Source organism: Pseudomonas sp. FSO-7, assembly GCF_059579345.1.
On record NZ_CM184193.1, the window covers coordinates 2,746,119 to 2,770,930 of the forward strand.

Annotated in this window: 21 protein-coding genes; 11 read left to right on the forward strand and 10 right to left on the reverse strand. The window is 61.8% G+C overall.

The window, feature by feature from the left end; all coding sequences use genetic code 11:
• Nucleotides 1–24: 24 nt before the first annotated feature.
• On the reverse strand, nt 25–816 hold the full coding sequence (locus AC515T_RS12125) for a TIM barrel protein (RefSeq protein WP_496532659.1): 792 nt from the start codon (nt 814–816) through the stop codon (nt 25–27).
• Complete coding sequence (locus tag AC515T_RS12130; RefSeq protein ID WP_496532660.1) at nt 813–1,835, reverse strand: Gfo/Idh/MocA family oxidoreductase; 1,023 nt, start codon at nt 1,833–1,835, stop codon at nt 813–815. Before AC515T_RS12130 ends, AC515T_RS12125 begins: the two co-directional genes overlap by 4 nt.
• A 184-nt stretch (nt 1,836–2,019) precedes the next feature.
• On the opposite strand from AC515T_RS12130, the gene AC515T_RS12135 reads away from it, so the two are divergent.
• A complete protein-coding gene (locus AC515T_RS12135) occupies nt 2,020–4,011 on the forward strand; it encodes a sigma-54 interaction domain-containing protein (RefSeq protein WP_496532661.1) in 1,992 nt (663 codons plus the stop codon).
• A gap of 78 nt (nt 4,012–4,089) precedes the next feature.
• Here the strand turns inward: AC515T_RS12135 and AC515T_RS12140 are convergent, their stop codons facing one another.
• Together AC515T_RS12140 and AC515T_RS12145 are read right to left on the reverse strand one after the other, a co-directional pair.
• On the reverse strand, nt 4,090–5,340 hold the full coding sequence (locus AC515T_RS12140; protein ID WP_496532662.1) for an MFS transporter: 1,251 nt from the start codon (nt 5,338–5,340) through the stop codon (nt 4,090–4,092).
• A 117-nt stretch (nt 5,341–5,457) separates the two neighbouring features.
• A complete protein-coding gene (locus tag AC515T_RS12145; RefSeq protein ID WP_496532663.1) occupies nt 5,458–5,850 on the reverse strand; it encodes an ester cyclase in 393 nt (130 codons plus the stop codon).
• A gap of 493 nt (nt 5,851–6,343) precedes the next feature.
• Between AC515T_RS12145 and AC515T_RS12150 the strand changes: the two genes are divergently transcribed.
• From AC515T_RS12150 to AC515T_RS12165, 4 genes are all read left to right on the forward strand, one after another.
• Complete coding sequence (locus AC515T_RS12150; RefSeq protein ID WP_496533123.1) at nt 6,344–7,363, forward strand: substrate-binding domain-containing protein; 1,020 nt, start codon at nt 6,344–6,346, stop codon at nt 7,361–7,363.
• Nucleotides 7,364–7,510: 147 nt separating this feature from the next.
• Entirely contained in the window at nt 7,511–7,936 is a 426-nt protein-coding gene (locus tag AC515T_RS12155; RefSeq protein ID WP_496532664.1) for a YciI family protein, read from the forward strand.
• 23 nt (nt 7,937–7,959) lie between these two features.
• Nucleotides 7,960–8,373, forward strand: a complete 414-nt coding sequence (locus AC515T_RS12160) for a VOC family protein (RefSeq protein ID WP_496532665.1) — start codon at nt 7,960–7,962, stop codon at nt 8,371–8,373.
• A 323-nt stretch (nt 8,374–8,696) separates the two neighbouring features.
• A complete protein-coding gene (locus AC515T_RS12165; protein ID WP_496532666.1) occupies nt 8,697–10,439 on the forward strand; it encodes an OPT family oligopeptide transporter in 1,743 nt (580 codons plus the stop codon).
• Between the two features lie 8 nt (nt 10,440–10,447).
• On the opposite strand, the gene AC515T_RS12170 is transcribed toward AC515T_RS12165, so the two are convergent.
• Nucleotides 10,448–11,350, reverse strand: a complete 903-nt coding sequence (locus tag AC515T_RS12170) for a LysR substrate-binding domain-containing protein (protein ID WP_496532667.1) — start codon at nt 11,348–11,350, stop codon at nt 10,448–10,450.
• A 157-nt stretch (nt 11,351–11,507) separates the two neighbouring features.
• Here AC515T_RS12170 and ydiJ point away from each other — a divergent pair, with 157 nt between their 5' ends.
• Nucleotides 11,508–14,570, forward strand: a complete 3,063-nt coding sequence (gene ydiJ / locus AC515T_RS12175; RefSeq protein ID WP_496532668.1) for a D-2-hydroxyglutarate dehydrogenase YdiJ — start codon at nt 11,508–11,510, stop codon at nt 14,568–14,570.
• Between the two features lie 300 nt (nt 14,571–14,870).
• Here the strand turns inward: ydiJ and AC515T_RS12180 are convergent, their stop codons facing one another.
• The gene (locus AC515T_RS12180) at nt 14,871–15,359 is read right to left on the reverse strand and encodes a hypothetical protein (RefSeq protein ID WP_496532669.1); all 489 of its coding nucleotides are present in this window, start codon (nt 15,357–15,359) and stop codon (nt 14,871–14,873) included.
• Between the two features lie 413 nt (nt 15,360–15,772).
• On the opposite strand from AC515T_RS12180, the gene AC515T_RS12185 reads away from it, so the two are divergent.
• The gene (locus AC515T_RS12185; RefSeq protein WP_496533124.1) at nt 15,773–16,978 is read left to right on the forward strand and encodes a DSD1 family PLP-dependent enzyme; all 1,206 of its coding nucleotides are present in this window, start codon (nt 15,773–15,775) and stop codon (nt 16,976–16,978) included.
• 16 nt (nt 16,979–16,994) lie between these two features.
• On the opposite strand, the gene AC515T_RS12190 is transcribed toward AC515T_RS12185, so the two are convergent.
• Nucleotides 16,995–18,215 (reverse strand): multidrug effflux MFS transporter, encoded by a 1,221-nt coding sequence (locus AC515T_RS12190; RefSeq protein WP_496532670.1) that lies wholly within the window; start codon nt 18,213–18,215, stop codon nt 16,995–16,997.
• A gap of 339 nt (nt 18,216–18,554) precedes the next feature.
• Between AC515T_RS12190 and AC515T_RS12195 the strand changes: the two genes are divergently transcribed.
• Nucleotides 18,555–18,824 carry a YceK/YidQ family lipoprotein gene (locus AC515T_RS12195; RefSeq protein ID WP_496532671.1) on the forward strand — a complete coding sequence of 90 codons (270 nt, stop codon included), beginning with the start codon at nt 18,555–18,557 and terminating at the stop codon, nt 18,822–18,824.
• 39 nt (nt 18,825–18,863) lie between these two features.
• Here the strand turns inward: AC515T_RS12195 and AC515T_RS12200 are convergent, their stop codons facing one another.
• The gene (locus AC515T_RS12200; RefSeq protein ID WP_496532672.1) at nt 18,864–19,733 is read right to left on the reverse strand and encodes an NmrA/HSCARG family protein; all 870 of its coding nucleotides are present in this window, start codon (nt 19,731–19,733) and stop codon (nt 18,864–18,866) included.
• A 144-nt stretch (nt 19,734–19,877) separates the two neighbouring features.
• On the opposite strand from AC515T_RS12200, the gene AC515T_RS12205 reads away from it, so the two are divergent.
• Entirely contained in the window at nt 19,878–20,753 is an 876-nt protein-coding gene (locus tag AC515T_RS12205; RefSeq protein ID WP_496532673.1) for a LysR family transcriptional regulator, read from the forward strand.
• 6 nt (nt 20,754–20,759) lie between these two features.
• Here AC515T_RS12205 and AC515T_RS12210 read toward each other — a convergent pair whose 3' ends face one another.
• A complete protein-coding gene (locus AC515T_RS12210) occupies nt 20,760–21,218 on the reverse strand; it encodes a winged helix-turn-helix transcriptional regulator (RefSeq protein ID WP_496532674.1) in 459 nt (152 codons plus the stop codon).
• Between the two features lie 269 nt (nt 21,219–21,487).
• Here AC515T_RS12210 and AC515T_RS12215 point away from each other — a divergent pair, with 269 nt between their 5' ends.
• Nucleotides 21,488–22,729 carry an MFS transporter gene (locus AC515T_RS12215; RefSeq protein WP_496533125.1) on the forward strand — a complete coding sequence of 414 codons (1,242 nt, stop codon included), beginning with the start codon at nt 21,488–21,490 and terminating at the stop codon, nt 22,727–22,729.
• On the opposite strand, the gene AC515T_RS12220 is transcribed toward AC515T_RS12215, so the two are convergent.
• Nucleotides 22,654–23,544 carry a LysR family transcriptional regulator gene (locus AC515T_RS12220; RefSeq protein ID WP_003200706.1) on the reverse strand — a complete coding sequence of 297 codons (891 nt, stop codon included), beginning with the start codon at nt 23,542–23,544 and terminating at the stop codon, nt 22,654–22,656. The genes AC515T_RS12215 and AC515T_RS12220 overlap by 76 nt on opposite strands.
• Nucleotides 23,545–23,712: 168 nt before the next feature.
• On the opposite strand from AC515T_RS12220, the gene AC515T_RS12225 reads away from it, so the two are divergent.
• Nucleotides 23,713–24,795, forward strand: coding sequence for a 4-oxalomesaconate tautomerase (locus AC515T_RS12225; RefSeq protein WP_496532675.1), 1,083 nt, complete (start codon nt 23,713–23,715; stop codon nt 24,793–24,795).
• Nucleotides 24,796–24,812 lie beyond the last annotated feature (17 nt).

Genomic DNA, 24,812 nt, shown 5'->3' on the forward strand with positions numbered 1-24,812 from the left:
CACGTGTTGAATTCGGCGCGGGCTTTATCCATCAAGCGTGAAGGCCTGCCGGAAACGCTCAAGCGCGATCTCGCTGTCACCGCTGGCCCAGCCTTCGAGGCCGACGACACCGCTGTATCCCATGCCGAACAGGGCCCTGGCAATGGCGGGATAGTGGATTTCACCGGTGCCGGGTTCCATGCGACCCGGGACGTCGGCGACCTGGATTTCGCCGATGGCGCTGCCGGCGCGCTGGATCAGTTCGATGAGGTTTCCTTCGCCGATCTGCGCGTGATAAAGGTCCAGGTTCATCTTCAGGTGCGGGCTGCCCACCGCCTCGATCAGCGCCAGAGTATCGTCAGCGCGGGCGAACGGCGTGCCCGGGTGGTCGACTTCGGTATTGAGGTTTTCCAGCAGGAATACCCGACCCGCGTCTTCACCCAGGCGGGCGATTTTTTCCAGCGTCTTGCAGGCGCTCAACCACATGCGGCCGGTGGTCTGGGTCACGGGTCTGACCGGCAGGCCTTGATCACCCAGGCCGGTGCCGTGCAGGTTCAGGCTTGGGCAACCCAATTGCGCGGCGACCGCCAAGGATTCCTGGGCGCTGTCGAGCAGTTGCTGGATATCGTCGGGGTCGGTCAGGTTGCCGGTGAGGTAGCCGGTCATGGAGGTGAAGTCGGCACCGGTCGCCGCGAGGGCTTGGATGTCTTTGCTCGCCCAGTTCCATATCTCGACGCTGAAGCCCAGCGCATGGATGCGCTTGACCCGCTCGGTAAAGGGCAGGTCGAGGAAGACCATCTCGGCGCTGATCGCCAGTTTGAACGGTATGAAACTCATGAACGCGCTCCTTGCACACGCACTGCTTTGCCCTGTTGGAAGGACTCGATGCAAGCACGGGCAATGGCCAGTGCCGCCCGGGCATCTTCACCGCTGGCCAAGGGTTTTTCGCCGCTGCGCACGCAACTGACAAAGTGGTTGAGTTCGGCCACATAGGCATCACGCAACAAGTCGGTGTCCATGCGCTGGGTGTCGGCCTGGACCCCATTGGCCAGGTACCGCAGCAAGTCGGAGTCGTTGACGTTGCCCATGGTCAGCATGCCAGCGCTGCCGAACACTTCGCCGCGGACATCGTAACCATACACGGCCTGGAAATTGGCCTCGGCTGTGGCGATGGCGCCATTGTCGAAACGGATCGTGACCACCGCGGTGTCGAGAAAACCCTTGTCCTTGTAGTCCGGTGCGATCAGAGCATCGGCCATCACAAAAACTTCAACCGCCTCGGCGCCCGGATTCAGGTAGCGCAGGGTATCGAAGTCATGGATCAGGGTTTCCAGGAAGATCACCCATTGCGGCGACGCGGCCGGGTTGTTCAGCGCCGGGTCACGGGTCAGCGAGCGCAGCAGTTGTGGCGTACCGATCCGGCCGGCAACGACATCCAGATGGGCGGTGCGGAAACTTCTGGCAAAACGGCGATTGAAGCCGACTTGTAGCGTCACCTGTGCATCGGCAGCGGCGGCGATGGCGCGGTCCGCTTCGTCCAGGGTGATGGCCATCGGTTTTTCACAGAACACCCCTTTGCCGGCCCGGGCGGCACTGATCACCAGTTCGGCATGGCTGCGCGCCGGGGCGGCAATCAGCACGGCGTCGATGTCCGGGTCATCAAGCAGTTGCTGTGGATCGGCATAGACCTTCTGCACGTCCAGCTCTGCGGCCAGGCGCGCGGCCTGGCCGGGGGTAGGGTCGGCAATGGCGGCGAGGCACGCGCCGGGGATGTGCCGGGCGGCGGTCAGGCCGTGAAAACTGCCCATGCGGCCGGCGCCGATGAGGCCAAGGCGGAGGGTCTTGGATGTGCTCATGAACATGACTCCCTTTATTGTTTTTACGACTCGGCGGTAAGAATGTCCTCGTCTGTTTAGGCAGAGAGCAAGCGCTGTGCCAATCGCTAAGCGATTGATATTTAATGGATTTAATTTGATTTGATGTTCATTTTGGTGACATGTCTATACTGACATGTCGAAAATATGAACATGTGGCCGAATAATGGATCAGCAACCTGCAGCGTTGAGCGCCGAAGACCGCGATTACCTCACCACCCTGGGCCCTGCGTCGTTGAACGAAGGACCCAGCGTTGCGCTGGATGAGGCCTGGCGAGCGTGCTTGCGGGGGGAGACCAATCGCCCTGTCGGGATCCGGCGGGTGATTTGGGAATCCTGGTTGCGCAGCGTCAATGCCGGCCTCGATCCGGAAGACGGCGAGTACCGTTTTGTCGCGCCTGCCGACCTGACCGCGACCCTGGCCGCCAACCGGCTGCTGATCGCCGCGGCGGCGCAAGTCATGCGCGGTTTGCTCGCTTATAACCCCAGGGGCCATATCAACCTGACCGATGCCGAAGGCACGACGTTGTACTTCTGTGGCCTGGATCTCACCCCCATAGGCAGTCGCCTGCTGGAATCGGTGCAGGGCACCAATTGCACCGGGCTTGCGATCATCGAAGACCGCTTGGTGTATGTGCTGGCCGAGGAGAACTTCGGGCTTGGCCTGCGCCAACGCCGCATGCACTGCGCCGCCGCGCCGATCCGCGATGCCCAGGGCCGGACGCTGGGGATGTTGACCTTGACGGCGGAGCCGGGCTGGTTTCATTTCCATACGCTGGGCACCGTCCAGGCCGCGGCCGAGGCCGTCTCCAGGCAGATGACGCTACAAGCCTTGCTCGAAGAACAACAAACCGTCCTTGAAGTGCTCAACGAGGGGTTGGTGGTATTGGATGAGCGGGGCTGCATCAAGGCCCTCAATCATTACGCCCGACAGTTGTTCCGCGTGGGGCATGACCTGCTCGGCAGTCCGTTCAAGAGCCTGGGCAAGAGTGAATTGACCGATGCGGTCCTGCTCGGGGGCGGGGAAGGGGTACGGGACTTGGATTGCACCTTTGAACTGCACGACCGCAGCCATCTGGCCTGCCTGGTGTCGGTCTGCCCGCTGGCGCAAGGCGGGCGGATTGTTTCGTTGCGCGAGAATCGGCGCATCCGGGAAATCACCCGGCGGATCATGGGCACCCAGGCCAGCTACACCTTTGAAACCATCCTGGGCCGCTCACGGGCGATTCAGGATGCAGTGCACCTGGCGCGGATTGCCAGTCGCAGTGATTCCACCACGCTGATCCTTGGCGAGAGCGGCACAGGCAAGGAACTGTTCGCCCAGGCCATTCATAATGCCAGCGACCGTTGTGGCGGGCCTTTCGTGGCGGTCAATTGCGGGGCCATCCCCCGTGACCTGGTGCAGAGCGAACTGTTCGGCCATGTCGAAGGCGCTTTCACCGGATCGGCTCGCGGTGGGTCGGCAGGCAAGTTCGAATTGGCCGATGGCGGGACGATCTTCCTCGACGAAATCGGTGACATGTCCTTCGATGCGCAGGTCAGCTTGCTGCGTGTCCTGCAGGAAGGCGAGGTGACACGGGTGGGGGCGAAAAAATCGCTGCGGGTCAACGTTCGCATTATCGCCGCCACCCACCGCAACCTGAGCCAGGCGGTGGCCGAGGGCGCCTTTCGTGAGGACCTTTACTACCGGCTCAACGTGTTGAGCCTGACGGTGCCGCCGCTGCGGATGCGCCGCGAAGATGTGCCGTTGCTGGCGCGGTATTTTCTCGCGCGGTGTGCCCGGTCGCTGCGCAAGACGATGCAGGACCTTTCACCCGAGGCGCTGGAGATGCTCGGCGCCTATCACTGGCCGGGCAATGTCCGTGAGCTGGAAAACGTCATCGAGCGAGCGACCAACCTGGCGATGACCGAACTGATCGAACCGAGCGATCTTGCGCTGGACATCAGGCCGCGCGGGCGGCCAGCGCCGTGGGTCAGTGTGCCTGAGCCGCGGACGGCGCCGGACCTGGGCACCCATGAAATGAATGCAATCATCGCCGCCCTCAAGGACACGCGGGGAAACATCCGCCTGGCTGCGCAACGGTTGAATGTGTCCCGTGGCGGCTTGTACAACAAAATGAGTCGGTTTGGACTCAAGGTTGATGCGTTCCGTTCTTAGCGGGTAGCGTAACGCCGTCGCTGGAACGGGCGGTCAGTTTGCCGCCCGATCAATGTATTCCCTGACCAAGGCGAGCGCTCAGAAAACGGTTTTTATGAGCGGGCGAGCGTATACGCCCCGATAGAACGACAAAATGGCGAGCCCCTGCACGATGACCGCTGCTGTCACAACAGCGACGATGGCGTGATTCGGATCGGTGAAGGCGGCGCGCACCAAGCCGAAAAAGGCCGGGGCGAAGGCGTAGGTGGCCTGGCTGATCGCGACCATCAGGGCGATAACCCTGGCGGTGTGTTCACGGCTGAACTCGGCTTGTGCAATCAGTGGCGGCAAGGAGGTGGCATTGCCAATGCCCGAACCGATCAGCACCACGGCTATCCAGGCCACTGCCGGGTGAAGGTCCAGGCCCAGAAGCATCAGTGTCCCCAGCATCTGAATGGCATAGCCGAGGCAGGCCAGTTGTCGACGGTTCATTCCTTGGATCATCAGGCGCGCGGCGACGTATCGCCCGCCCATCGCACTGGCGGTGGCCAGGCCCAGGGCGAATGAGGCGTCATGGGGACCCATGCGTCCCACCAGGATCGAGTACAAGTGCGCGATCAAGCCGATCTGGGCGAACAGCCCCAGGGACATGCCGGCTGTCAGGGTGCGGAAACTCGCCGATCTGAGCGTCTGCATTGTCGTCCATGGCATGGCGCTGGTGTTGATCGGCACGGGCTCCGGCTGATCCGCGTTGTCGGGATGTTGTCCCAGGCTTCGTGGGCTCTTGTTAAAGACCAGGAAGGCGAAGGCGCCTATGAGCGGCACGGCGATGACGCTGATCACCAGCGCTGCGGTGGCGAAGCCGAAACGCTCGATCAGCAATACCCACAGCGGCGAAAAAATCACCCCACCCAGGCTGGCACCGTTGTAGGCCTTGCCCAGGGCCTTGGGCCTTTCCTTGACGTACCACGGCGCGATCAGGGTATTGACAGCCGCCGCACCCAATGTCACCCAGCCGATACCCGAGCAGACCGCGCCGGCATACAGCACCCAGAGCTGGTTGGCCTGAGCCCAGAGGTTCACGCCGATACCCAGGACAATGCTGCCAAGCAAGGTGATGGCGGGTATGCCGAAGCGTGCATAAAGACGTGGCAGGTTGGCGATGACAATCGTGCCGCTGAGAAAGTGCAGGGTCACGGCAGTCGAGACCTGGGCGATCGGCCAACCCGTGCGCTCCATGACCGCTTGCATATAGATCGGCGGGCCGTAGAAGCCAATCCCCCAGCCAATCATCGCCAGGATGAACGTGCAGGCCAGTACGGTTTTTCCAAAAAAGCGGGTGCGTGTCATCGCCATCTCCTCCAGGGTGGCTCGCAGACTATGCGCTCGGCAGGTTCCTCACTTCGAGGCGCGTCGAATAATGGGTGTCGAGCGCGATTGCTTCTCGGATTACATTTCATCCATCCACTACGTTGATTGGAGCTGAGCTTCGATCGCTTCCTTGTCGATAATCGACCAGACCTCGCGGATCCTGCCGTCCTCGAAGGCGTAGAAGACGTTTTCCGCGAAGGAGATCCGTGTTCCATTGACCGCAAGGCCCAGGAACTCCCCAGCCGGCGTGCAATTGAATGCCAGGCGAGCCGCCAACTTGGGTGGGTCGATCACCAGGAATTCGACTTCAAAGCGCAAGCCGGGAATGTCCCGATAGTCCGCTTGCAACATGCTTTGATAGCCGTGCAACTCTAATCGTCTCGCGTTGTGAACCACCTCCTGGTGCACAAAAAGGCCTAGGTTTTTCCAATTCTGTGCATTCAGGCAGGCAATGTAGTCGTTATAAATATCGGCAAGATTCGTGGTCATGGGGACTGATTCTCCGCTACGTGTCTGTTCCAAGAGCATAGTCATGTGGCAGCTTCGGGCTACTGATCGAATGGCTTGGGGCCGCGCAAGTATTGCGGGCTGCACCAGTGCCATACACCTGCAGCCGGGGGGATGGACAGGGTGATTTCGATCTGTAACGGTTCTTCCGTGCTTTCCGCTGCCAAGGCATCTGATCTCCCGCGAGGACCGGGAAGGATGTTACAAACTTGCAATTTCCCTTTCGGGCCGATGACAGCAGAACCGACTATCCTTGCGGACACTGAACGTCAACGTTGCATCCATAAAAAAAAGAGACGCCATGACACATTATGATCGCGCCATCGGCTCCAGACCCGGCATCACATGCGGTGATCGAACCTGTATGACCAGGTCCCGGTTGCTCAAGATAATTTCAATGACGGTTTTCTGTCTCTTCACGGCAACGCCCGGATACTGCGAGGATCTGACAGCCACGACGGACACCACGGTGACGGTGGCTCAAGCGCAGGAAAGGGTTGCCAAGGCCACCCTCGGCGCCGTTCCCTGGAGCGGCCCTGAGTCCGGCCCCCGCGCCCAGCGCGGCAAGAGCATCGCCATTGTCGCAGAGGATATGCGCAACGGCGGTATTGTCGGCGTCGCCCAGGGCGCTCGCGAGGCCGCCAAGGCGATGGGCTGGACGCTGAGGGTATTCGATGGCGCCGGATCCTCGGCCGGGCGTGCAAAGGCCTTTGCCGATGCCCTGGCGGCGAACCCCGATGGGCTTATTCTGTGCGGTGCCGATGCCCTTGAAAACAAGGCGGCGCTGGCTGTGTTCGCCGACAAGGGCGTGCCGGTGGTGGGCTGGCACGCCGGGGAGCGCCCTGGGCCGATTGACGGTACGCCGATGGCCATGAACGTCACGACCGACCCGCTCGAAGTGGCTCGGATCACGGCCATGGCGGCAGTGGCGCAGTCGAACGGAAAGGCCGGCGTGGTGATCCTGACCGACTCCCGGTACAGCATCGCCATGGCGAAAGCCAAGGCCATGGAAAACGTGATTCGGGCCTGTCGGGAGTGCTCGTTGCTGGAGGTGCGCGACGTCGCGATTTCCGAAAGTCGCGAGAAGATGCCGTCCATCACCATGGAATTGCTTCAGCGCCATGGCAAGCGTTGGACCCATACGTTGGCCATCAACGATATCTATTTCGACTACGCGGTGGCCACCTTGGCCAGCGCCGCGATCCCTCGCGATGGCATGAGTCTGTTGTCGGCCGGTGACGGTAGCGCTTCGGCGTTCTTGCGCATACAGGAAAAAAACTACCAGACCGTCACCGTGGCCGAACCGCTCAATGTGCATGGCTGGCAAGTGATCGACGAATTGAATCGACTGATGGCAGGCCAACCGGTGAGCGGCTTCGTGGCACCGGTTCACTTGGTCAATGCCGACAATATCACCTTGGACGGCGGGACGAAGCTGCTGTACGACCCAAGCAATGGTTATCGAGACATCTACCGATTCCAGTGGAATCCCTGAGCGTTGGACGTGACGTCACGGCAAGGGAGCCTACGGTCTATCGAAAAATAATGGTGTCGACCTGTCGATTTCGGCCATTGCCATTCGATTAGTCCGTAGAGCCGCCACAAAGGCGGCTTGATCCATCCATTCTCAGGAGATACGAGCATGCGATTTATGGTGATCGTCAAGGCCAGCCCGGAGTCGGAAGCCGGAGAAATGCCCAGCGAAGAACTGCTGGCCGCCATGGGTGCCTACAACGAAGAATTGGTCAAGGCCGGGGTGATGCTCGCCGGTGAAGGCCTGCACCTCAGTTCCGAGGGCGTGCGTGTGCAGTTTTCCGGCAAGCACCGGACTGTCGTCGATGGGCCTTTTGCTGAAACCAAGGAGCTGATCGCCGGCTTCTGGATCTTCAAGGTTCAGTCATTGCAGGAGGCCATCGACTGGGTCAAGCGTTGCCCGAACCCGATGGTCAGCGACAGTGAAATCGAAATCCGCCAGATCTTCGAACTCGAGGAGTTCGGCGAATCCTTTACCCCCGAATTGCGCGAGCAGGAAGAACGCCTGCGGGCGCAGATGGCCGATCAATCGTGAGACCGACGACAGGAGAACCCACCATGAGAATCATACCGTACCTGACCTTCAACGGCCGCTGCAAGGAAGCCTTCGCGTTTTACAAGGACGTGCTTGGCGGCGAGCTGTTTTCCATGTCCTTTGCCGAGGCGCCTGAGGACGTCGGCATGCCCAAGGACGCGAATCGGATCATGCACGCCTGCCTGACTGTGGGTCATTTCAGCCTGATGGCGTCCGACTGCCCGCCGGGCCAGCCGTTTAGCAAACCCCAAGGCGTGTCGATTTCCCTCAATGTCGACAGCGTGGAAGAGGCCGAGCGGCTGTTCGAGCGCTTGAGTGTCGGCGGCAATGTTCAGATGCCCTTGGAGGAGACCTTCTGGGCGGAACGCTTCGCCATGTTCGAAGACCGTTTCGGGATTGCCTGGATGGTCAATTGCGAGGGGGCGAAACAAGCCTGACGGTGCCTCGGTCGCGATGCGGTGTCTGGCCCTTGGCAGCGCTCGCGACACGCTTCATTTCCTGCCCCTGGATTGGCGATTCTGGCGAGCACGTTCGCCAGGGCTTGCCTCCGTCGTGTGAACCTTGCGCCGATACTGCGTTCACTTATTAAGTTGCCGCTTTATGTGACCCCTATGATCCCTGTGGGAGCGAGCTTGCTCGCGATGGCGGTGGATCAGTTACAAGGCTAGCGACTGACACTCCGCTATCGCGAGCAAGCTCGCTCCCACAGGGGACCTGTCTGCGTCTGGCGGCGGCTTCCCCGTGTCGATAAGGACTTCGCATGCATCCAACCTCGTCCACATTCCCCCTGAACGCCGCCGTCGAACGCGAACTCAGTCCGCGTGCGGTCAGTACGGGGATCGTCCTTGGTATCCTGCTGACGCCTTCCAATGTCTACGCCGGGTTGAAGATCGGTTGGTCGTTCAACATGTCGATCATTGCCTTGCTGATCGGCTATGGCATCTGGCAAGGCTTGGCCAGTCGATCGGTGGGGCGACTGCCCTGGACGCTGCACGAAAGCAACATCAACCAGACCGTGGCCTCTGCCGCTGCGTCGATCATCTCCGGTGGGCTGGTCGCGCCCATCCCGGCCTACACCTTGCTGACCGGCCAGCAGTTGTCGGCCATTCCCATGGTGGCATGGGTCTTTTCGGTGAGTTTCCTGGGGATCTGGATTGCCTGGTACCTGCGCCCCTCACTGCTCAATGACAAGGCGCTGAAATTTCCCGAAGGCATGGCGACCCTGGAAACGCTGCTGCACATCTACAACCACGGCCACGAAGCCGCGACGCGTTTGAAGGTGCTGCTCAGCGCCGCCTTGCTGTCCGGGCTGGTCAAGGCGGTCGACACCTTCATGTGGGCCATCCCGCGCTGGTCTCCGAGCGCCCAACTGGAGCGCCTGACCTTTACCGCTGACCCTTCGCTGTTGTTGGTGGGTTTCGGCGGCATCATTGGTCTTCGCGTGGGCCTGACCCTGCTGCTCGGTGCCTTGCTGGCGTGGGGCGGGTTGGCGCCATGGCTGCTGGAGCAAGGCCTGGTGCAGTTGCCGAGCGGCAGCAGCGGCCCGCAGTTCGCGGCGCTGGTGGAGTGGTTGCTCTGGCCGGGGGTGAGCCTGATGGTCTGCTCGACCCTGGCCTCACTGGCGATTCGCTTGTGGGCCTTGCACCGGTCCACCAAGGCGGGCGGCGGGGCGATCTGGACGGTCCCCAAGCCTGGGCCGGCCGCCGGTTTCGCACTGTCGATCATCTTGGTGGTCTGCCTGCAAGTGCTGTTGTTCGGCATCAACCCGTGGATGGCCTTGTTGACCATTCCCCTGGCGATCTGCCTGGCGGCGGTGGCCGCCCGCGTGGTTGGCGCCACGGGCATTCCGCCGATCGGGGCCATCGGGCAACTGTCCCAGTTGAGCTTCGGCATCGTCGCCCCGGGGCAGGTGCCGATCAACCTGATGAGCGCCAACACCGCCGGAGGCTCGGCCGGGCAGTGCACCGACCTGATGAACGACTTCAAGGTCGGCCGGGCGATTGGTGCCACGCCACGCAAGCAGTTGATCGCCCAGACCCTGGGTATTTTCGTCGGCAGCATCGTCGGCGTGCTGGCCTACCTGGCCCTGATCCCGGACCCGCAAACCATGCTGCTCACCGAAGAATGGCCGGCCCCGGCGGTCGCCACCTGGAAGGCCGTGGCGCAAACCCTGACCCTGGGCCTGGACTCATTGTCGGCGAGCATTCGCTGGGCGATTTTCATCGGCGGGCTGGTCGGTTTGTTGTTGGGGATCCTCGACAGCCTGCTGCCGGCGCATCGGGCCCGTTACTTGCCGAGCACGGCGGCCTTGGGCCTGGCTTTCGTCTTGCCGGCCTCGGTGTCCCTGATGATGGCCCTCGGTGCGGTGCTCACGTGGCTGGTGAGCTGTCGCTGGCCGAGCCTCACCGAACGCTTCGCCATTACCGCGGCGGCGGGCTTGATTGCCGGGGAGAGCATTACCGGGGTGGGGGCTTCGTTGTGGCAGATGCTGGGAAATGGGTGAGGGCGACCTCAGTTATCGGGAAACGGCAACGACAGAAGCCACACGCTGAAGGCCTTCAGCGCCGGTAGGTGTTGGTATCGGCTCGCATAGACCAGGTAGTAGCTGCGCCCACTGTCCATCGGTTCGAACAACGCAACCAGGTCGCCGCTCTTCAGTTCATCCTGCACCAGGATCTGCGGAACCAGCCCGATTCCAATTCCGGCCGACACGGCTTGGATAAGGTGGGCCGTGAGTTCGAAGCTCGGGCCGGATCGCATGTTTCGGTGGTCGACGTTGTGCTTGTCGAACCAGTCCGACCAGACACCTGGCCTTGAGACGACGTTCAGCAAGGCGTGCTCGGCAACGTTCGCCGGCGACATGCCCCGGTACTCGGGCAGGGCGGTCGGGCTGGCGATCACCACCAGCTTTTCCGTGAGCAACTGATGTGCAACGTAGCCAGGCCATTCCCCCGAGCCGGCGCAGATGATTGCATTCATGTCATGGGTGGAGGATTGAACGTCTTCGCGGATGATCCGCGAATGTATGTGCACCAGCAGGTCCGGGTGCTTGGCATAGAACTCATGCATGCGCGGCAGCAGCCATTTGGAACCGAGGGTTGGCAGGACGGCCAGGTTCAAGGGGCCGCTGTCGTTCTTGTAGGCGATGGCCTGCAACGTTGCGCTTCGAATACGCCCCAGCGCGGCCGCCAGCTCGTGCTGATACAGCGCGCCCGCCGCGGTCAATTCAATCTTGCGGCCTTCACGGCGGAAGAGTTCGATTTCAAGTTGCGCCTCCAGGGTTTGTACCTGTCGGCTGACGGCGCTTTGGGTCAGTGCCAACTCTTCCGCGGCCTTGGTGAAGCTGCAATGGCGCGCGGCGGCCTCAAAGGCAACCAGCAGCGACATCGAGGGCGTCAGTCGTCTAGGGTTCATTCATAAAACTCATGCAAAAGCAGCAGGAATTACGTTTGCTCCGAGCGCCTGGTGAGGCAAGAATCATGAAAACCTTATGCAGCTGCTCGATGCGTCTTGTGCTGAGCATACGTAATGCGAATGCATAGATTAGCTTTTCAGCCTGTAGGAATACATCATGATTGCCCGGTTATCGCCTCCTGATCCCCAGAAAGCGACCTATGACGCTTTTCTAAACGCGCTCCAAGGGGCGGGGTTTCAAGGCGAGATTGCCCGCGACCATGGCGACCGGACGGTATTGGCCACCGACAATTCCATCTACCAGCGCCTGCCTCAAGCGGCGGTGTTTCCCCTGGATGAACAGGACGTGATGATCCTGTCACGCTTGGCCGCCGACCCCGCGCACCGTGCGGTCGTGCTCACGCCACGTGGTGGAGGCACCGGCACCAACGGCCAATCGCTCACCGACGGCGTGGTGGTCGACCTTTCCCGCCACCTGAACAACATCCTGGAGATCAACGTCGAGGAGCGCTGGGCCAGGGTACAGAGTGGCGTGGTCAAGGATCAGTTGAACGCAGCGCTCAAGCCCTACGGTTTGTTCTTCGCCCCCGAACTCTCGACGTCGAATCGCGCCACCATCGGCGGGATGATCAACACGGACGCGAGTGGCCAGGGGAGCTGCACCTACGGCAAGACGCGCGATCATGTGCTTGAGCTTTCGACGGTATTGCTGGGCGGTGAGCGTCTCACCAGCTCAGCGGTCGACGCGGCGCTGTTGCCGGCGCTGCTCAACCGCGAGGATCGGGTGGGCGAGGTCTACACGTGCGCGGTGGACATCGCCGATACTCACGCCGAGCTGATCAGGGACACCTTTCCGACACTCAACCGCTGCCTGACCGGTTATGACTTGGCCCATCTGCGCGAACCCAATGGGCGTTTCAATCTGAACAGCGTTCTTTGCGGCTCTGAAGGGTCCTTGGGCTTCATCGTCGAGGCCAAGCTGAACGTCCTGCCCATCCCGAAATACTCCATCCTGGTGAACGTGCGTTACGCCGGGTTCATGGACGCCCTGCGTGATGCCAAGGCGTTGATGGCCATGAAGCCGCTGTCGATTGAGACGGTGGATTCAAAAGTGCTGATGCTGGCGATGAAGGACATTGTCTGGCACGGTGTCGCCGAGTATTTCCCTGAAGACCCCGATACGCCGACGCTGGGGATCAACCTCATTGAGTTCAGCGGGGATGACGAAGCGGCGGTTCAGCAGCAAGTTCATGAGTTCGTCCTGCACCTGCAACGCGATACGTCCGTTGTCCGCTTGGGCCACACGTTGGCGATTGGCGCCGAGGCGCTCAAGCGTGTCTATGCGATGCGCAAGCGCGCCGTGGGGTTACTGGGCAACGTCAAGGGTGAGGCCAGGCCCCAGCCCTTTGTCGAAGACACTGCTGTTCCGCCGGAACACCTGGCGGACTTCATCCAGACGTTCCGTGCGCTGCTCGATAGCCATGATTTGCAGTACGGCATGTTCGGTCATGTCGACGCCGGCGTCCTGCATGTGCGTCCGATCCTCGACATGAAGGACCCGGCCCAGGCCGCCTTGATCCGGCCGATTTCCGATGCGGTCGCAGCCTTGACGCAACAGTATGGCGGACTGCTGTGGGGCGAGCATGGCAAGGGCTTGCGGTCGCAATACGTGCCCGATTACTTCGGTGATTTGTACCCCGCGCTGCAAGCGCTGAAGGCGGCTTTCGATCCCTTCAACCAACTCAACCCCGGCAAGATCGCCACTCCGAACACGGTCCCCGATGCTCGACTGACCCGCGTCGATGAAGTGGAGATGCGCGGTGCCCTGGACCGGACCATCGATGAACGCGTCTGGCAGAGCTATGACACGGCGGTTCATTGCAATGGCAATGGTGCGTGCTACAACTTCGATCCTGATGACGCCATGTGCCCGTCCTGGAAGGCGACGCGCAATCGCATTCACTCGCCCAAGGGGCGGGCCTCGCTGATCCGGGAATGGCTGAGGTTGCAGGGCGAGCAGGGTGTCGATGTGCTGGCGGCCAGCGATCGGGTTCGAGGGGCTGGCGGGGCGCAGGGTGTGGCGCGTCGGGCCGTGAATAGCCTGGCCCGGAAGATGGGGCAGCCAGATTTTTCCCATGAGGTCTATGAAGCGATGACCGGTTGCCTGGCCTGCAAATCCTGCGCGGGCCAATGTCCCGTCAAAGTGAATGTGCCGGAGTTCCGCTCGCGCTTCCTTGAGCTTTACCACAGCCGCTACCTGCGTCCCCTCAAGGACTACCTGATTGGCTCATTGGAATACACGGTGCCGTATCTCGCCAAAATGCCGCGCCTGTACAACGTCGTGATGAGTGCCCGGCCGATCCGCTGGGGGCTCGAACGCGTGGCCGGGATGGTCGATAGCCCGCTGCTCAGCTTGGTGGATTTTGCCGCCGTGTGTCGGCGCTGGAACGTGGAAGTGGCAACATCGGGACGCCTGGAAGCGCTTAGCGCTGAGCAGCGGGAGAAAAGTGTCATCCTCGTGCAGGACGCGTTTACCCGGTTTTTTGAAACGCCATTGCTTGTTGACTGGGTGGAGCTGATTTCGAGGCTGGGCTACAAAGTCTTTCTGGCCCCTTACGCGCCCAACGGCAAACCGCTTCAGGTGCAGGGGTTCTTGAAGGCGTTTGAGAAGGCTGCCAGCTTCAATAGCCAGACCTTGCTCAGCCTCCAGCAGTATCGAGTGCCATTGGTGGGGCTCGATCCGGCGATGACCCTGGTCTATCGACAGGAGTACGCCAAGACCCTGGACGCCGGCAGCGCTCCCCAGGTGATGCTTGCGCAGGAGTGGTTGATTGATGCGCTGCCGGAAGATGAAGCCGTGAAGGCGGACGAGCCTTACCACTTCCTGCCGCATTGCACGGAAAAAACCAACGAGCCGGGCAGTATCGGGCAATGGCAGAAAATTTTCCAGCGCATGGGCCTGACGCTTCAAGTGCAAGCCAGCGGCTGTTGCGGGATGTCGGGCACCTACGGGCATGAGACGCGAAACGCCGGAACGTCCGACACGATCTATGGGCAGTCCTGGAAGCCGCTCCTGCAGAAATTCAATCAGTCGGGCAGGGTGGTTGCCGATGGGTACTCCTGCCGCAGCCAGGTGAAGCGGCAAGAGGGTGTGGCGGTGCTTCATCCATTGCAGGTGCTGTTGGCGCGGGTGAAAGAGGTGTCGGTGGAGCGCGGATAGGTAAAAGTCCAATACTGTGTCATTGCCCCCTTGTGGGAGCGAGCCTGCTCGCGATGGCGGAAGGTCAGGCGATGAAGTATCGGCCGGGAGGGCCTCATCGCGAGCAGGCTCGCTCCCACATTGGGTTTGGGTAAGGCCCAGGCCTTGCGCCAGGCACAAATTTCCTTGTGGGAGCGAGCTTGCTCGCGATGGCGGGGGGGCAGGCAATGAAGTGTCGGCAAGGAAGGCCTCATCGCGAGCAAGCTCGCTCCCACAATGGCCTGGGGTATGGCCCGACCCTTGTGTCGAGGCCGTCTGGTCTCAGGACGCGTCCTGCTGATAGGTGCAACCCACGTAGAGATCGCTGTCCTTGTTTTCGGTGGATACCACGCGCAGGGTCGCGCCGTTGTCGAGGTTGCGCTGGTAGTCCACGTAGCCGTCGGTATCCAAGGTCTTTTCCAGTTTCAGGGCGCTGGCGAGTTTCTCTGCATCGGCCTTCGGGTTGCTGCTCTTGGCCTGGAGAAAGAAGCTGAAGCGGTCGGTCATCACCAGGGTGGTCGACGACACGCCGTGCACCGTCAGTGCCGGGGAGGCTTGCCAGGCGCCACCGCCCCACGGGGTGTGCGCTTCATCCTTGGCTAGCGACACTTGCTCAGCGTCCACCAGGCCGTTGAACTCGCTCACCTGTTGCGCACTGGCCTGGCACTGCGCCAAGGCCTTGAACAGATCGCCGTGGCTCGGGCCGGCAGCCAAGACCGGGACGGTGGACAGGCACCCGGCCAGCGTGACGAGACCAAGAGAGATTTTCATGAGGACATCCTTGTTCAGTTGGATAACAGTTGATGGGTGGCCGAGGTGAATGGCAACGGGCATCGCCTATGAAAGACTTGCCCGGCTGCATACGGGGCTGGGCGCGGTCGGAAGCTTGCCATCGCGGACGTGAATATGTCATCAGGATATTTTGGGAACACTTGCGCCAAGAGCAGGCCATGAACGGATCGAGCCAGTGGTAGCCACACACCAGGAAGGGCCTTTCTTCCGGGCATCGGCAAAGCGTGGCCGCTAAAGCCCCCTTTCTGGCCTCGCATAACCTCAACGATGGAGTAGCGCTGCCGTAACGTGCACCTGATTGCGCACGCGGAGGGAGCATCCTGATGAACCGTAGAACCTTTATGCTCGGCACCGCGGGCGTGGGTGCGTTGATGGCCGGGGCGGGTGCGCTGTTGCGGCCCAGCGACCGGGGCAGTCCCTACAACGAGTACTTCCGTGCGTTGAACCAGGAGCTGAAGGTCCATGGGCCGATGCGCCCCGTAATGCTGATCGACCTCGACCTGCTCGATCACAACATCAATGTGGTCATGCAGTCCGTCAAACGTGCCGGTAAACACTTGCGCCTGGTGGAGAAGTCCCTGCCGTCGCCCGGGTTGTTGGCGTACATCGCCAAACGTACCGATACCCGGCGGCTGATGTCGTTTCATCAGCCGTTCCTCAACCACGATGCGGTGACTTTCCCCGAGTCTGACCTCTTGCTCGGCAAACCTCTGCCGGTGCGCTCGGCCGAGTTGTTTTACCAAACCCACAAGGGCACCTTCGACCCTTCCAGGCAATTGCAATGGTTGATCGACACCCCGCAGCGGCTGATGGGTTACCAGGCGTTGGCGCAGGGCCTGGGCATTCGGATGCGGGTCAATATCGAGCTGGATGTCGGCCTGCATCGCGGCGGAGTCGCTGACCACGCGGTACTCGGCGAGATGCTGACGCTGATCAGTGCCCATCCGCAGCAGCTCGAATTTTCAGGCTTCATGGGGTATGACCCGTTTGTCGGCATGGGCGTGCCCCGGGTTCTTGGTTCGTCCCAGGCGTTGTTCGACCAGGTGATGGTCATTTACAACGGCCATGTGAATTACGTGCGTGAACATTTCCCGGCGCTTTGGCACGACGGGCTCACGCTCAATACCGCCGGCAGCCCCAGCTACGGCATGCACGAGCAGGAGCGCTTGAGCAGCGAGGTCTCGGTGGGGACCGCGTTTCTCAAGCCGACGCATTACGACTTGCCATCCCTGGCCGAGCATGTGCCGGCGGCCTTTATCGCAACGCCCGTGTTGAAAAGCACCGGCGCCGTCAATTTTCCCGCCCTGAATGACAAGTCCCGATTGTTCTCCTGGTGGGACCCGAACCAGCGTGGGACGTTCTTTATCTACGGTGGCAATTGGATGGCCGAGTTCGAGTCTCCTTCGGGGCTGCAAAGCAACGAGCTTTATGGTCGCAGTTCCAATCAGGAAATGGTCAACGGTTCGCCGGCCGTGGGGTTGAACGTAGAGGACCAGGTATTTTTACGGCCGACCCAGACCGAGTCCGTATTGCTGCAGTTTGGCGATTTGCTGGCCGTGCGCGGGGGAAAGATTGTCGAAACTTGGCCGGTGTATTGATCGGCGAAGCCATTGCTCAAAGCCTACCCCGCAACAGAAACAACACCAGCGCCACCAGGCAGGCCGTCGCCTGAATCCCGCCCAGTGTAGTGATCGGCGCGAAGTTCAGGACCGAGGCCAGCCAGGTGGTCAGCGCCGCCGCGCCCATGGAGAGAAAACCCAGCAGCGCGGACGCCATCCCGGCTTCTTTGCCGAAAGGGCCCATGGTGATTGCCGTGCCCAGCGGATTGGCCAGGCCCATGCCCCACAGGAACGTGATCATCGAAAGGGCATACCACCCCAGGCCAGGCACGGCCGGCCCTACCAGCAGCAAGCCGCCGCCGGCCATGGCGCAAGCGATGCCCAGGAGCGTGACGATTCGGGCGCCATGACGATGGGCCAGGCGTGGGGCCGCCATGCCGGCCGCGAACACGACGAAGACGGTGGCGGCGAAATACAGGCCGGTCTGCACCGAGGTCAGGCCGAAACCCTGCATCAGGATGGCCGGCGCCGCCGCGAACGAGGCGAACAGGCCGCTCATCAACAAACCCATGGACAGGGCGGGGAGGATGAAGCGTTTATCCAGTACCAATCGGCGATAGGCGAGCGCCACGCTCTTGGCCGAGTGGGGTGCCCGGCGATCGGCGGGATGGGTTTCTCCGAGGTCGCGCACATAGAAAAACGCCAGTACAACGGCGGCCAGTCCCACCAGGATGAAGATGGCACGCCAGCCGAGCGTGACGGCCAGGACGCTGCCGGCCAACGGCGAAAACCCTGGTGCCGCGGCCGTGGCGATCATCGTCAGCGACAGGGCGCGGGCGAGCGTCTCGCCTTCGAACAGATCCCGTGCGATGGCGCGCGACAGCACCGAGGCCGCGCACACGCCCAACGCCTGCACGACGCGTCCGGCGATCAGCACATCGAGCGTGCTGGCAAGACCGGCGATGACGGTGCCGACCACGAACACCGACAGGCCACCCAGCACCAGTTTCTGGCGTCCGTAGCGGTCGGCCAGTGGCCCGACCACCAACTGGCCCAAGGCAAAGGTGATGAAGAAGCTGGACAGCGTCAGGCCGAGTTCGCGAGCGGTCACGCCCAGGTCTTCACCGATGTCCGCAAACGCCGGAAGGATGATGTTGGTGGAGAGCATGCTGATCGCCGCCAGGCCTGCCAGCAGCGCCACGATTTTGCCGGTCAAGGGTTGGGTGGAGGCGTGGGGTTGGGTGTTGGCAATCGCCAATGACGTTCGGGCTTCCATACATCCTCTCCGGTGTTTGGTTGGCGGGTAAAGACGTTGATGCCAAATGCCGCGATGGTGGCTTGCGGCCCCGTTGCAGTAACGGCGGCTTCTACATGATGAGCGTAATATTTTATAAATATGATGATCGTCATCTCTGGCGTCAAGCTAAATATCTGGCGGGTGCAGGCGGGGATTCACTTGCCGCCAAAAAGGAGGCGGCGTGGAATGAGCGGGGAGGTGGAGCGCCGAATATACGGGCCTCCTAAGCGACCGGCCGACGCAGCGTCAGCAGGGTGTACCTCTACAGGTCGTCCACCATCGATGCTACAGTCCCGTCTTTCCAGGGGAGAGAGCGTCATGCGGATCGCGATATTGGCTTTGACGATGGCGCTGTTGGCGGGGTGCGCGACGGCCAACGAAATCTTTGGCATGGGGCAACTCTGCGGCCGCCAGCCTTACTGCGGCGCGGCCACCGATATCAAGATCATCAAGGGCTCGACGAACGACAACGACGTGTATTCACGCGCGCTGGCACCGTTTGCAATCGTCGACCTGCCTTTCAGTATCGTTGCCGATACGTTGATCCTACCCTATACGATTTTTCATATGAGGCCGGCGGAGGAGTAGGCACTCGATGAGTCGAGCCCACTCCTGCGCTCCAGCGGTTCAACCCTGCGCAACGGCTTCGCGAACGAAGTCTTCGTAGGTACGCAGCGGGCGTCCCAGAATCGCCTGCAGCCGTTGCACAGTCCCTTCAGCGGCTTGCATGCCAAACGTCTGGATACCGGACATCATCAGGCGCATGTCATAAGCCAGCCAGGCGGGGCCGTATGCGGCCAATTGGGCTTCGAAGGCGGCCACATCGTCACCGCCGTAGGCGATCTCGCGACCCAGGGCGGCGCTCCAGATCTTCGCCACGGCGGTACCGGTCAGTGCTTGCGGGCCGACCAGTTCCAGGGTGACCCGGTCCAGGGCCGAAGGCGCCTTGTCGCGTCGCAGCAACTCGGCGGCGGCGATATCGGCAATGTCCCGGGTATCGATCATCGACACGCCCGCCGAGCCGATCGGCATCGGGTACACCGAGTAGTCCTGAATCGTCTGCTGGACCATGAATTCGTTTTGCATGAAGTAAGCCGGGCGCAGGATGGTCGCCGGGATGTCGAGGTTTTCGATCATGCGCTCCACTGTATGCTTGCCGGTGAAGTGCGGCACGTAGGTGAACTTGTCGGCATGAATCACCGACAGGTAGACGATGCGCTCGATGCCCGCTTCGCGAGCGAGGTTCAAGGTGATGAGGGCTTGCGTCACCTCGTCGGGCGTCACGGCGTTGAGCAGGAACAGCGTGCGCACCGACGCCAGTGCGTTGCGCAGCGAAGGGACGTCGGTGAGGTCGGCAACGACTTCAGTGACGCCCGCCGGGAAGGAGCCCTTGCCAGGCTGGCGCACGAGGGCTTTGACCTCGGCGCCTGCGTCGGCGAGGCGTTGAATGATGAGTGAACCGAGGGTGCCCGTGGCGCCGGTAACGAGAATGCTCATTTTGAATCTCCTGCAAAAAGGTGGGTGAGTCAGAAAAGTCCGCTACGGCCTGGTCGGCCCGTGGCGATGGACAAACGATATTGTGTTGCAGGAGTAAAACGAAGACGCCAGGATGTAGACACTCCGTTGCAAAAGTGGAACACCATGAACCTGAACGGGCTGATCGATTTCACCCTCGTCGCCACGAACGAGGGATTGGGCAAGGCAAGCCGTGCCAGCGGAATAGCCAAGGCCACCTTGTCGCGCCGCATCGCCGACCTTGAGGAACAATTGGGTATCCGGCTGATCGAGCGCAGCGCCCGCGGCCTGAAGCTCACCGAGGCCGGCGCGCTGCTGCTGGCCAGGGCCGAAGGGCCGTTGGCCGAGGTGGCCGAAGCCATGGCGGCGGCGAAGGAGGGCGTCTCGACGCCGCGCGGACGTTTGCGTGTCGCTGCCCCGGTCCTGTTCTCGCAACTGGCGATGGGACGCATCGGCGCGGAGTTTTGCGCGGCTTACCCTGACGTCACCATCGAGGTCATTGCGGAGGATCGCGTGGTGGATCTCGTCGAGGAACAATTTGACGTCGCCATCCGGATCAACCCCAGCCCGGACAGCGATTTAGTCGGTCGTTGTTTCGCCAAGGACCGGCTGGTGGTGGTGGCCGCGCCTGGACTGCCGATGCCCGCACCCGGCGCCATCCGCTCGGTTCCCGGCATTGTGGTCTCCAGTTTCGAGCCCACCCAGTGGACACTCGATGGCGGCCACCTGGTCCTGGAGCCGATCCCCAGGCTGCGGTTCTCTTCGTTCCTGATGGTCCGCGATGCGGCCATCGCCGGTGGTGGGGCGGCCCTCATCCCGCAGTCCATGGCATGGAGCCAGTTGGCCAGTGGCGAGTTGGTCCAGTGGGGCACGGTAATGGGGAAAGAAGCCGAACTCTGGGTCTTGCACACGTCCCGGCGGCTTGCGGCGCCGAAGGTGCGGGCCTTTGTCGATTTCATGTGCGCCAGGTACCCGGACCTGTCCCTGATTTTGCAGGGATAAAAACGCTCACGTCAGGTTGTCGGTCACGAGCCTCACCCTGTGGCAATCGGCCGGCCCGAGTGTCTGACCGCTTGCCGAGCGCACCTCCATCGGCATGAGGGCCTGGCCGGAGGCGTTATCCAGCAGCACGGAACGCGTTTCTCCCGGCTCGAACAGGAAACGTTCGCCCCACTGCCGCAGGCTGACCACCACCGGAAAAATCTCCCGGCCTTTCTCCGTCAGGACGTACTCCTTGTAGGCGCTGCCATCCGAGGCGGGTCGAACGTCGAACGCGCCGACCTCGACCAAGGCTTTGAGTCGCGAAGCCAGAATGTTCTTGGCAACGCCCAGGCTCTTTTGAAACTCGCTGAAGCGGCGGATGTCGTCGAAGGCGTCGCGGATGATCATCAGCGACCAGCGATCGCCAATCACGTCCAGTGTCCTGGCTACCGGGCATTCGTTGTTTTGCGATGAAGCGGTTTCCATTGCATTGACCTCTGGAAAAGCACTGCCAAGTTGGTTGGCATTTTGTGGTTGCAAATTGAAACCTGATAGGGCGACAATCCGATCAGGTTTTTAATTGAAACCAGTTTAGCGCCAAGGAGACGTGCATGACAGCAGAGGCCGACTGTTTCACCCGGCAGCCTTCGGGAAATCAGGGGGGCGAGGGGGCTTGCTCCCGCTTGAGTGCGGAGCGCTCACGAGAGGGGCCGCTTCGCAGCCCAGCGGGAGCAAGCTCCCTCGCCACGGGGTCGTTGAATGAGCAGCGGTGCCCAGGGCTTTCGTCGTCGCTCACGTTATTGTTTTCCGTGACCTGCGCACTGGCCGTCGCCAATGTCTACTTTGCCCAGCCCTTGCTTGCCTCGATGGCCGAGAGTTTGGGTGTCGCTTCCGGATTGATCGGGGTGGTGGTGACGGCCACCCAGGTGGGTTACGCGCTGGGGCTGCTGTTCATCGTCCCGTTGGGAGACAAGGTCGACCGTAAACGGCTGGTGTTCGCGCAATTGGTGTTGTCTGCCATAGCACTCGCGGCCGTCGGCGCAGCCCAGCATTGGTTGGCTTTGCTGGGTGCCATGATCGTGATGGGGTTACTGGCGGTGGTCGTCCAGGTGCTGGTGGCCTATGCCGCCGTGCTGTCCTCGCCCTCCCAACGGGGACAGGCCGTGGGAACTGTCACCAGTGGCGTTGTCCTGGGGATTCTTCTGGCGCGGTTTACCTCCGGGGTGATCGCCGATCTGGCGGGCTGGCGCGGGGTTTATTTCGTGTCCTCGGGTTTGATGCTGGCCATTGCGGCAGTGTTCTGGACCGTCGTGCCTGCCGCTGTGTCGCCCCGTCACCGGCAGCCCTACCTGGCGCTCATCCGCTCGCTGTTCAGGCTGTTGGTGACCGAGCCGATGCTACGGACCAGGGGCCTGCTGGCCTTGCTGATCTTTGCCGCTTTTTCGGTGCTGTGGACGGCGATGGTGCTGCCGTTGAGCGCCGCGCCGCTGTCGCTTTCACACACGGCCATCGGCTTGTTTGGCCTGGCGGGCGTCGCCGGGGCTCTGGCGGCCAGAAGCGCGGGTCGTTGGGCAGATCGAGGTTTTGGACAACGGGTGACGGGCTGGTCGCTAGGGCTGCTGACGCTCTCCTGGCTACCCATCAGCTTTACCGAGAGCTCCCTGATCGCACTGGTCTGCGGCGTGGTGCTGCTCGACTTCGCGGTACAAGCCGTGCACGTCACCAACCAGAGCCTGATTTTCGCCGCGCGGCCTGATGCCCAAAGTCGCATGGTCGGCGCCTACATGTGCTTCTACTCGGTGGGCAGCGCACTGGGGGCGGCCGCTGCGACCCAGGTCTATGCGCTGTGGGGCTGGATGGCGGTCAGCCTGCTCGGCGCCTCGATCAGCCTCGCCGCGCTGGTGCTGTGGAGGCTCTCGTCTCATTGCGGCCACTGCTCAAGCAGGATCGAGACGAATTTCTCCGCGGCCGGGGAGAGCGATGCGCCCCGGCGGTAGACCAGGCCCAGCGAGCGGTTTACCACCGGCTCGATCAGCGGCACGCTGACCAGGGTTGGATGATCGCCGGCGGGCATTGCCAGGCTGGGCATCGCCGACACACCCAGGCCAGCCTCCACCAGCCCCAACGACGTCGACAGGTGCTGCACTTCGTAGAACCACTGTGGGCGCCAGCTCAGGCCCGAAAGCGCGTGGTCCAGCAGCATGCGGTTGCCGCTCAGGCGACCGACCCCGATCAGCCGATAGTCGCTGAGTTCCGACCAGGTGACCGCACTGCGTTCAGCCAGCTCATGGTCGCGGCGGCAGGCCAGCACGAAGGGTTCGTTGACCAGGGGCACGAACTCGATGTCCGGGTGCTGGCCGCTCATCATATTGATGCCGAAATCGGCTTCGCCGCGCAGGACCGCTTCGAGCCCTTCGTTGGCGCTGAGGTCGAGCAGGCGGATTCGGATTTTCGGGTAGCGCTCGTTGTAGAGGCGAATCACCGACGGCAGGAAATAGAACGCTGCCGTGGGGATGCACGCCAAGGTCACCCGGCCGATCTGCCGCTCCGCCAGCTCACGGATGTTGAGAATCGAGTCGTCGAAATCATCCAGCAGGCGCCGCGCCTTGGGCAGGAAATCACGGCCGACACTGGTCAGGCTGACCTTGCGGGTCGTGCGATCGAGCAAAGCGGTGCCCAGGCCTTCCTCGAGTTTTTTCATCCGTCGGCTCAGGGCCGGTTGCGACAGGTGCAGCGCATCGGCGGCTTCGTGGAAACTGCCCAGTTCGGCGATTTTCACGAAAGATCGTATGTCCTGGAGCTCATATTCCATGTTCTACCTCGGCGGAGAGGGGGCTGCGCGATGCCCGTCATCGTAAGATAATTCATTTGTGAAACGCAATAATCGCTCCGATCTTTGCATTGGAAACACTTTTTAAACCCTGCCACTCTTGTGTCCAGAGCATCAATTATCCGGATTGATTAACAAGAGTTAGTGATCATGCAGCGAATTCCTTGTGTGCTAATGCGCGGCGGTACGTCTAAAGGTCCGGTGTTTCTCGCCTGGGATCTGCCGGTCGCCATCGCCGAACGTGACGAGCTGCTGCTCAACCTGATGGGCTCCGGCCATGAGCTGGAAATCGACGGCATCGGTGGCGGCAGTCCACAAACCAGCAAAGTGGCGATCGTCAGCCCATCGCTGCACCCTGATGCGGATGTCGATTATTTGTTCGTCCAGGTCATGGTTTCCCAGCGTCGGGTCGACACCGCCCCCAACTGCGGCAACATGCTCTGCGCTGTCGGCCCGTTCGCCATCGAGCAGGGGCTGGTCAAGGCTTCCGGCGACCTGACCCGGGTACGCATTCGCAACCTCAATACCGGGACCTTCGTGAATTCCGACGTGCAAACCCCGGAAGGCAAGGTCAGCTATGAAGGCGACACCGCCATCGACGGCGTGCCTGGCACCGCCGCTCCGGTGCAACTGACCTTCCTCGATGCAGCGGGCAGCAAGACCGGGAAACTGTTCCCGACCGGGCAAACCCAGGACGTGATCGACGGCATCCCGGTGACCTGCATCGACATGGCGATGCCGATGGTGATTGTTCAGGCCAGCCAGCTTGGCAAGCGCGGCGACGAAAGCCCCGCTGAACTGGACGCCGATAAAGCCTTCCTGCAGCGCCTGGAGTCCCTGCGCCTGAAAGCCGGCCTGGCCATGGGCCTGGGTGATGTCAGTGACAAGGTCATTCCCAAGCCGGTGCTGGTGTCTGCGGCCAAGTCCGGCGGGACGGTCCAGGTGCGTTATTTCATGCCGCACAACTGTCACCGCGCCTTGGCGATCACCGGCTCCATCGGCCTGGCCACCGCATGCGTGACCGAGGGCAGCGTCGTCGCACAGCTGCTCGGCACCGTCGGTGAGCCGCGTTTGCAACAGGTTCGGATTGAGCACCCAAGCGGCGGTATCGATGTCGTACTGTCCTACACCGGTGAAAAGGGTGAGACCATTCAGGCCTCGGTAGTACGTACCGCGCGCCGGCTTTTCTCAGGTTACGTCTACGCCACGGCGTCCCAACGGCTGGCCGGATAGCCCAGCCCACCAGGGTC

What these genes read in the sequence shown, in the direction of transcription:
- AC515T_RS12125 (WP_496532659.1), bottom strand. Translation starts at nt 816, where the DNA reads ATGAGTTTCATACCGTTCAAACTGGCGATCAGCGCCGAGATGGTCTTC.
- AC515T_RS12130 (WP_496532660.1), bottom strand. Translation starts at nt 1,835, where the DNA reads ATGAGCACATCCAAGACCCTCCGCCTTGGCCTCATCGGCGCCGGCCGC.
- AC515T_RS12135 (WP_496532661.1), top strand. Translation starts at nt 2,020, where the DNA reads ATGGATCAGCAACCTGCAGCGTTGAGCGCCGAAGACCGCGATTACCTC.
- AC515T_RS12140 (WP_496532662.1), bottom strand. Translation starts at nt 5,340, where the DNA reads ATGACACGCACCCGCTTTTTTGGAAAAACCGTACTGGCCTGCACGTTC.
- AC515T_RS12145 (WP_496532663.1), bottom strand. Translation starts at nt 5,850, where the DNA reads ATGACCACGAATCTTGCCGATATTTATAACGACTACATTGCCTGCCTG.
- AC515T_RS12155 (WP_496532664.1), top strand. Translation starts at nt 7,511, where the DNA reads ATGCGATTTATGGTGATCGTCAAGGCCAGCCCGGAGTCGGAAGCCGGA.
- AC515T_RS12160 (WP_496532665.1), top strand. Translation starts at nt 7,960, where the DNA reads ATGAGAATCATACCGTACCTGACCTTCAACGGCCGCTGCAAGGAAGCC.
- AC515T_RS12165 (WP_496532666.1), top strand. Translation starts at nt 8,697, where the DNA reads ATGCATCCAACCTCGTCCACATTCCCCCTGAACGCCGCCGTCGAACGC.
- AC515T_RS12170 (WP_496532667.1), bottom strand. Translation starts at nt 11,350, where the DNA reads ATGAACCCTAGACGACTGACGCCCTCGATGTCGCTGCTGGTTGCCTTT.
- ydiJ (WP_496532668.1), top strand. Translation starts at nt 11,508, where the DNA reads ATGATTGCCCGGTTATCGCCTCCTGATCCCCAGAAAGCGACCTATGAC.
- AC515T_RS12180 (WP_496532669.1), bottom strand. Translation starts at nt 15,359, where the DNA reads ATGAAAATCTCTCTTGGTCTCGTCACGCTGGCCGGGTGCCTGTCCACC.
- AC515T_RS12190 (WP_496532670.1), bottom strand. Translation starts at nt 18,215, where the DNA reads ATGGAAGCCCGAACGTCATTGGCGATTGCCAACACCCAACCCCACGCC.
- AC515T_RS12195 (WP_496532671.1), top strand. Translation starts at nt 18,555, where the DNA reads ATGCGGATCGCGATATTGGCTTTGACGATGGCGCTGTTGGCGGGGTGC.
- AC515T_RS12200 (WP_496532672.1), bottom strand. Translation starts at nt 19,733, where the DNA reads ATGAGCATTCTCGTTACCGGCGCCACGGGCACCCTCGGTTCACTCATC.
- AC515T_RS12205 (WP_496532673.1), top strand. Translation starts at nt 19,878, where the DNA reads ATGAACCTGAACGGGCTGATCGATTTCACCCTCGTCGCCACGAACGAG.
- AC515T_RS12210 (WP_496532674.1), bottom strand. Translation starts at nt 21,218, where the DNA reads ATGGAAACCGCTTCATCGCAAAACAACGAATGCCCGGTAGCCAGGACA.
- AC515T_RS12220 (WP_003200706.1), bottom strand. Translation starts at nt 23,544, where the DNA reads ATGGAATATGAGCTCCAGGACATACGATCTTTCGTGAAAATCGCCGAA.
- AC515T_RS12225 (WP_496532675.1), top strand. Translation starts at nt 23,713, where the DNA reads ATGCAGCGAATTCCTTGTGTGCTAATGCGCGGCGGTACGTCTAAAGGT.